The 1,644-nt window shown below is 78.8% G+C and carries 1 protein-coding gene; it reads right to left on the minus strand.

What is annotated here, in order from left to right:
• The coding region (locus tag ABD308_RS38510; protein ID WP_344345628.1) for a KR domain-containing protein at nt 1–1,644 on the minus strand (1,644 nt) is incomplete at both ends.

The raw sequence follows: 1,644 nt of genomic DNA on the forward strand, positions 1-1,644 counted from the left end.
CGAGCGCTTCGAGGTAGGCGTCGACCGCGGTGGCCACCGCCTCGCCCGGGTGCCCGGCCAGCGAGGTGACCGGGCTGGAGAACACCAGGAAGTCGAGCCCCCAGGTCTGCCGGTGCAGCTGCCAGGGCCCTCGGACGCCGCGGCCGACGGCGGTGCTGAAGTCGGCCCACTCCCAGCCGTCCAGCGGGGCGTGCGGCGCCGGGTCGGCGAGGTGCACGACGCCGCGCAGCGGCGGCAGCTCCCGGTCGACCCGTTCGAGCAGCGCGGCGACGGCCGCCGGATCGCCGAGGTCGCCCTCGACGTGCAGCGGCCGGACCCGCTCGTCGTCGACGGCGACCGGCTCGGGACCGGCCACGGCCACCGCGCGGGCGCCCTGCCCGACCAGCCAGTCGACCACCGCCGAGGCCTCCGCCGCGCCGCCGCCGACCACCAGGTAGCCGGCGTCCGGACGGATCTTGACGCCCTCCTGCTCCTCGCCGGGCAGCGGGGCCTCCTGGAGCCGGGCCTCGTACCAGCGCCCGCCGCGGACGGCCAGCAGGCCGGAGCCCGCGACGCCCACCGCGTGCCGCACCAGGGTGCCGGCGTCGGGCTCCTCCGCGCCGGGCTCCAGGTCGACCTGGACGCACGGCAGGTTCGGGTGCTCCCAGGTGACGGTCCGGGCCAGCGCGGTGAGCAGCGACTGCTCCGGGCGCGGCGCGACGGACTCCGGAGAGCGGGGCGCCAGCGCCCCGGTCGAGCAGAGCACGACCGCCGGGTCCTGGGCCGCGAACTCGCGCAGGAAGCCCTGGAGGAAGGCGAAGCCGTGCCGGGCGGACACGCCCTCGCCCTCCGCGAGCGGCTCGCCGCCGGCGCCCGCCGGGTCCGGGCCGTACAGCAGCAGGCCCGCCACGGTGATCTCGCGGCGGCGCAGCTGCGCCCACAACTGCTCCAGGGAGTCCGGGAGTTCGGGCGCGACCAGCAGGGTGTCCGGATCCCCGGCGGCGGCGCCGGCGTCCGGGAGGACGGCGAGGGCGGTGACGCCCTCCAGCGCCAGCCGGGCGCGCCGGCCGCGCACCTGCTCGGGGTCGGTGCCGAAGACCAGCCAACTGCCCTGGGGGGCAGCCATGGTGGCGATCCCGGAGCGTGCCGGCAGCGGCTGCCAGCCGAGCGTGTGGTGGCGCAGCGCGGCCGCGGCCCGCCGGGAGGTCTCGGCCGGGGTGACCGGCAGCAGCCGCAGGCCCTCGACGGCCGCCAGCGGGGCGCCGTCGGGGGAGAGCAGGGCGACCGTGAAGGAGCCGTCGGCGCGGTGCCGGACGTGCGCCCAGACCTCGGCCGGCAGCCGGTCCTCGACGGTGAGGCGGTCCAGGGCGGCGGGGGTGGCCCGGCCCGCGTGGAAGGCCGCAGCCAGGGTGAACGCGGTCTCCAGGAGGGGCTGGAGATCGTCGCCGGTCTCCTCGCGCCGCAGCCGGGCGAGCAGGTCGTCGCCGCTCCGCCAGAGCTCCGTCACGGTGGCCGCCGCGGCGCCGGTCTCGACGCCCTCGCGCCAGAGCCGGTCGTACCAGGCGTCCACGTCCTGGCGCTGGAGGCCGGCCCGCAGGCCCGCCAGGTCCAGATCGAGGCGCAGGTCGGGGGCCGGAGCGGGCTCGCGCGGCTGGTCGGCGGTCG

Source organism: Kitasatospora putterlickiae, assembly GCF_039527695.1.
In the GTDB taxonomy this organism is placed as follows: Bacteria; Actinomycetota; Actinomycetes; order Streptomycetales; family Streptomycetaceae; genus Kitasatospora; species Kitasatospora putterlickiae.